Source organism: Pseudomonas sp. CM27 (assembly GCF_013179515.1).
Taxonomy (GTDB): Bacteria; Pseudomonadota; Gammaproteobacteria; order Pseudomonadales; family Pseudomonadaceae; genus Aquipseudomonas.
On record NZ_JABMCN010000322.1, the window covers coordinates 1 to 5,833 of the forward strand.

Annotated in this window: 4 protein-coding genes and 1 pseudogene; all 5 read left to right on the forward strand. The window is 48.0% G+C overall.

Annotated elements, in window-relative coordinates; all coding sequences use genetic code 11:
* Positions 1-452, forward strand: a 452-nt coding sequence (locus tag HP547_RS26740; RefSeq protein WP_218583499.1) for a hypothetical protein, incomplete at its 5' end; no start/stop codon positions are given.
* Positions 449-2,728: a hypothetical protein gene (locus HP547_RS26745; RefSeq protein WP_172288422.1), complete on the forward strand. Its 2,280-nt coding sequence runs from the start codon at positions 449-451 to the stop codon at positions 2,726-2,728. The genes HP547_RS26740 and HP547_RS26745, both read left to right, overlap by 4 nt.
* The gene (locus HP547_RS26750; RefSeq protein WP_172288424.1) at positions 2,728-3,228 is read left to right on the forward strand and encodes a hypothetical protein; all 501 of its coding nucleotides are present in this window, start codon (positions 2,728-2,730) and stop codon (positions 3,226-3,228) included. Before HP547_RS26745 ends, HP547_RS26750 begins: the two co-directional genes overlap by 1 nt.
* Positions 3,229-4,614 carry a tyrosine-type recombinase/integrase gene (locus tag HP547_RS26755; RefSeq protein WP_172288426.1) on the forward strand — a complete coding sequence of 462 codons (1,386 nt, stop codon included), beginning with the start codon at positions 3,229-3,231 and terminating at the stop codon, positions 4,612-4,614.
* Positions 4,615-5,771: 1,157 nt separating this feature from the next.
* Positions 5,772-5,833 (forward strand): annotated as a pseudogene (locus tag HP547_RS26760) (FMN-dependent NADH-azoreductase); the annotation flags it as partial.

A 5,833-nucleotide genomic window follows, 5' to 3' on the forward strand; every position in this document is an offset into this window, starting at 1 on the left:
TTCTTGAGGCATTCCAAGGGACTCAATACTTGATGGAAGTAATGGACGTGAACTCACTCGATGAGATGAACGAGTTTATTCGCCTTCATAAATTGAAACCATTGCCCCCTCAACTTACCTTGGAGAACTGGCTTCCTGCAGATCAGCGCAATCCCTCCCAAACACAGGCTGAAGGCGTCCTGCCGGTAGATTACGGTATATCGACTTTTATGATCTGCATTGATCACGTAATAGTTCAACTGCAGAACGCAGGGCGTGAGGTGCCCCAGCAGCTTGAATCATGGCAGCTACACGCGGCGTTCACACGGCATGCTGTGGAGCTTTACAAAACAGGTGAACTGGAAATTATTTCTGATCAGGTTGCCACCATCTTGTCCAGCATAGAACTATCAATTCCTCTCGTAGCAAATATTTACCGATGGATTGGTTTGGAGTATTTGGAGGAAGCATGAAAGATTCTGAAGAAGCCAAGGATTATAAAAATGACGGTGTTCTTGAAGAAGCTCAAGCCGATCTTGGCTCTATGCGCTATTACGAACGAAGGCTGTATCTTAAGCAGTTAAGAGATCAAGGAGGATTTGGCGATCTGGACATGGATTTCCCCAGTTGGCTGGTTGAAGGTACGTCATTCGAATCCAATGTGTGGGAATGCCGCTTCGGAAGCGAAGGCAATTATGTAAGAATGTCTGTGGATTTTAACGTAAGCTTAGAAGATGGTAGTTTGCTTACGGAGGCTGCCAATGCTCAGCTGCTGAGGGGGTTCAAGGCCTTCTTGGTTGTGCAGTTGCATCCCAGGTACAACAATAACCAAAGGCGGCAAGGTGAAACGGAGGCCGAAATATTTAAATGCGGCCTTAAATTTGTCGATCACATACTGATGAATGGTGAACAATTTCAGCTATCGAAGCTGGGGCTTAACTTGATGAGGAAGGTAGACTTTACGGACTACCTGATAAACCGTACGAAATATCCCGCATCCACCTACCTTTACAGTTATCCAACCAGGCTTGCAGTACTTCTCAGGAAAGTGTCTGCAGGTATCATGCATAGTGATATTGAGTTGATAGCTGAAAGTTTTCCCTTCTTAGATGAGATTTCCCCGGAGTGGGAGCGCGAACTAGATTTAGATGATGACGAGTTATTGCGCGCGCGTGCTTATATTTATGATAATGCCTTGTACAAAACCGTGCTTGGGATAAAGCAGTACAATTCAGCCACCTTTACACAAATATTGTACAGAAATACGCTAGCTGGTAAAAGCCTGGTGCCGAAGACCTTTCCTGAATTAAATGAAGGTTTTACGTGGAAGACCGAGTTTCCGCCTGTCCCTGTTCGTAACGAGAGCACAGTTCCGGTTTCCAGAAAAATGCTGAGTAGGCATTTTAACGCTGTGCGACTAATGGGCTTGGCGCAACAGTTGGTGCCCGGAATGAATTTTAATCTAAAGATGCTAACCAAATTAACTTACCGCTCGGTATATAAAAGGATTCCCAAAAAGGTTGAGGGGAATTTTCGCTCCTTGCCAGGAGAGGTTGTATATAAGTTGATTCGCGACTCGCACGTGTATATTAGAAACAATGCGAGGGCAATATTCTGGAATGTTATTGCTCGCGCCATTGATAATAAGGTGCATGGCAGATATGTCAAGGCGAATCATCGATCAGCTTGTAATGACAAAATTCGGCGCGGAATGATGTCGAATGCTAATAAGTACGAGTGTTGGCTTACGCCGTTCTCAGAGAGAGATGAGGAGTACTATGATTATTTCAGGTCTGATAAAAGCCTGCATGACTCATTTGTAACTCTGATGGGGGCGTATTTAATCATACTCGGCGCGCTAACTGCAAGAAGGCAAAGGGAGTTGCTGGGAATGATGGAGGGCAATTGTTTAAAGCCAAACAAAAATCCTAACCTTCCCGAAAACAAATGCGTACAGTACGAAATCGGCTTCATGGCCGGAAAAACAGGTGATCGTCATACAAAGGAGTTTCTGACTGTACCCATTCCTAGGTTGGTAGCGAAGTTGTTGTGGGCACTTAAGGAGGTGCATCAGGATTGTGTTCGGCTGGATTTGATTCCAAAAAATACTCCGCTACTTATTTTTATTCGGCCTGATAACTTAAGCTTTAGGCAGATGTGCCCCACAACTTACAATGCTTGTTTGAGTACTATTTGTGATTTCACTCAAACACCCACGGTCGTATTGGAAAGCGGGCAAGTAGCACGCTTCTATGTCAGGCAGCATCAGTTGAGGCGCTTCTTTGCTATGGCTTTCTTTGCGGCTGCTGGCTTCAAAGACCTCGATGCTCTCCGTGCATTTTTGGGGCACAGTGATATTCAGCATCTTTACACATATATAGTGGAGATTACGCCAGGTGCTATGCTTCAAAGTGTGAAGACGGAAGCCCTTGCGAAAGCCGTGCTAGCTAAGGATTCGAGTATTGAACACCTTAACACTGTCAAGTATGCATTGTGTAAGATGCATGAGCTTCACGATCTGAGTATTAAGACCATCCCTGAATTGCGCATGATTTTGGAGAAAGCTGCTGCATGTGAGGATGCACCCAGTGCCGAGGAGTTGGCCAAGTTATCTGATTCCGAAATTTACTCAAACCTTAAGCATCTTGTAGCTTCGAAACTGATTGACCTTGTTCCTACACGTGCATGCCTGATGACCAGCAATGGTGTGCAGGCCGATATCCATCTGATGGTGAGGGTAAATCATTGATGGATGGCAAGCGTAGGGCCACCAAAGCCTCAGTTGTTCAGCTAATTGAACTGCTGACCCAAGCAGCAAATATACCTTCCGAATTTTCACAAGATGACCCTCTGCGGGAAGCTGTCAAAACTCAAGTGAAACTGGCTGCATATTGCAACGAGGAACGAGGTATTGTCGGATGTAGCCTTAATACTTTCAAGGCACTGGCTTGCACTCTAGGGGAGGGCTTTACAGGGGTTGAAGCCTTAAGGATTAAGGCCGAAAAAGCCCTCAGTCGACGTCCTAGGCCACGTGTCGCTAACTCTCGCAGGGATTTGCAGGAGAAGAAGGCTAGCCTTCAAAAAATTATAGCGTCTCAAGATCGAGATTTGCAGCAATTGAGTCTTGTGATCAGCGAAATGAAAAGTCTCTGCAATCACTTGGTTGATCTGAACTTGATTGATAGGAAAGCCTATTACGAACTTGAAATAAGCAGAATCAATCAGATGCTGCAGAAAAGGAGGAAATAAATGACTGACTCACAGTTGCATCGCCCACTTCCTCCCGGAGCCAAGCTGAACGCCGGATTGACTTATGACGCCGATATAGGGGAGGACGCTGAGGGCATTCCATGTTTTTATTGGACTAACGGACAATATTGCTTTGAGGTAAACTCGTACATTCTACATATGTGGGTCAATGAGAAAAAGTCCCTGACCAATAAAGGTGGCTCGCTCAGGCAAGATTGCATGCTGCTCAGCCATTTGATTAGGTTTGTAGAGAAAAACCGACTTAGTTTCCTGCGGCTGACTGATACTTATTTTACGATGTTTATAAAGGGATTAAGCGCAGATGTCGATGAGGACGGTGAATTAGCTCGTCAACCCAGTATGGTACGATCTATTGGCTCGCGCTGCTTAGATTTCTTATCTTACTGCGGTGAATTTTTTGACTTGCCGGATTTTGTGGCACTTGGCGGAGTCATTCGTGGAGTTAAAGTAGATGCCGCCATGCGAAGTAAGCACAAATCGACCTGTCGTCGAATCGCTTGGTATCATCACTCTTTTCCTGTTTCCTCAGAAGACGGGCGCAGAGAGCCTGTTACTGACAGTTCAATAAAAGCGTTGAGGGTCGCTGCCAGGAAGCAGCCATTAAAGAAAGGCGCGAGATCCAAGGTAATTATTTCGGTGCTGATAAATACTGGGTGCAGGCGCATAGAGGCCGCTCGCATCACTGTGCCGGATATCATGGAGGCATACCGATCAGGTTTGAGTCATCCATTACTGCGTGTGCCGTCCGCTAAAGGGCATAATGAGTATCGATTTGTGCCTGTGCCGCACGTAGTTCTTAAGTCCTGGGTCGACTACATAACAGACTTTCGGATACCTATGGTTGACGATTGGTGTGCTAGGCATAAGAAAAAATTTGATGATCATGGCTTTCTTTTTATTTGTATAAAAAGTTGTCAGCCGCTGTCCATAAATACACTGACGAATGAAATTGGCGACCTTAAAAAGCTTGCCGGTCTTGAGGTGCGTTCTCACCCTCATATATTTCGTCATCGTTTCATCACGGACAAATTTAAAGAGCTCATTATTCAGTACGACCTTCAAAATACTGATGTGATGCGCCGGGCCCTTGCTAATTCTGAAGTGATCAAACGGGTGCTTCAGCAGTGGTCAGGGCACAAGCTTACAGAGAGCCTGGATCGCTACATTCATCTTGCGTTCAACGAATTGGCCCGGATGGAAAAGGTAGTAGAAGGGGTGTTCGTTGAGGCGTCTGTGAAAGCCCTGGATGCATTGCTCGAAGAGTATTACGAGGACTGGCAAGCGGGGCTGATCTCTGCGCAAGAACAAGCGGAGCGGACGAATAAGGCCGTGAAAGACTTCCTCCGCACCCGGGGTAAGCATTGACCAAGCTGGTGGACTGCTCGCCTGTAAAAAGATCTCCGGAGAAGATCAGACTCACGCCTTGGAGGCGAATGCTGCACCAATGGCTGTCAGGGCCCACCGGGAGCTAAGTCTGTACTCAGGGCGCGCTCCTGGCCCCTTTGTACCGCGCTTAGCCGTCATGGCATTATCGAGCCAGACGAGAAGCCTGACGAAGGAAAGAACGATGAAGCTCAAGGGAAGAGATGGAGTAGAAGTCACGATCCCAGATGGATGCCATGGACTGGAAGGTCGCGACGGGAGAATGGTGGCTATCCCCAAAGGTGGCCATGGTCTCCAAGGGCGCGATGGACGCATGGTTGGGATCAGGCCGGGCGGCCATGGCCTTGAGGGTCGAGATGGAAGGATGGTTGCGATTCCCAAGGGTGGTCACGGCCTTCAAGGGAGAGATGGGCGCATGGTCGGCATACCTCCAGGTGGACATGGCCTTCAGGGGAGGGATGGGCGTATGGTCGCCATCCCGAAAGGTAAGCACGGCGTGGAAAATGAGAAGGGCAGGATGCAGGCGAAGGGCTAGCCGCTCCGGAGACCCAGCCTCCATTCCCTCAGCTATGACCACAGTCAGCAAGCGAAGCTGGTTCGCATGGTGAGCATCAATACATGGGGTCGGCCCCTGCGATCAATGGTTCGGCTGCAGCTCCAGCAGGCTTATCCTCTAAAGCTCGAAATACGGCGCCGCAGATCTTTGGTTTACAAAGCCCGGGGTCAGAAGCCTCGTGCAGGTAGGTTGGCTGTTCTGAATGCGGTGGAGAGTATTGATGGATAAGCGGCAGGGAGGGAATTGGGGTAGGGCGATTTTGAGAGAGGTTCAGGAGCAGTGAGTTAGGTCGATTATCGCGGTTATTGCGTTATCTACCTCACTGAGTAGGCTTCGAGATCGATGTCATTACGCGCTCAAAGCACTGGAGCTCGATGTTGAAGAGGGTAGGGTTTTGATCAAAATCGGGGGGTTAAGTGGTTCGTCTAGGAAAACGTTGAGGTCTTGCATGGGCATGTCTCACTGTTCTACCTGTGGGACAAACTAACGCATTTTTAGTGACTTATCAGCTATTGGGCACCCAGGTAGGATTCTCCCCATCGTGATCGCCCAGCACTGCGGTCTTCATATACAGGAGAGTCCCATGAAACTGTTGCACATCGATTCGAGCATCCTGGGCGACAATTCCGCCTCCCGCCAGCTGAG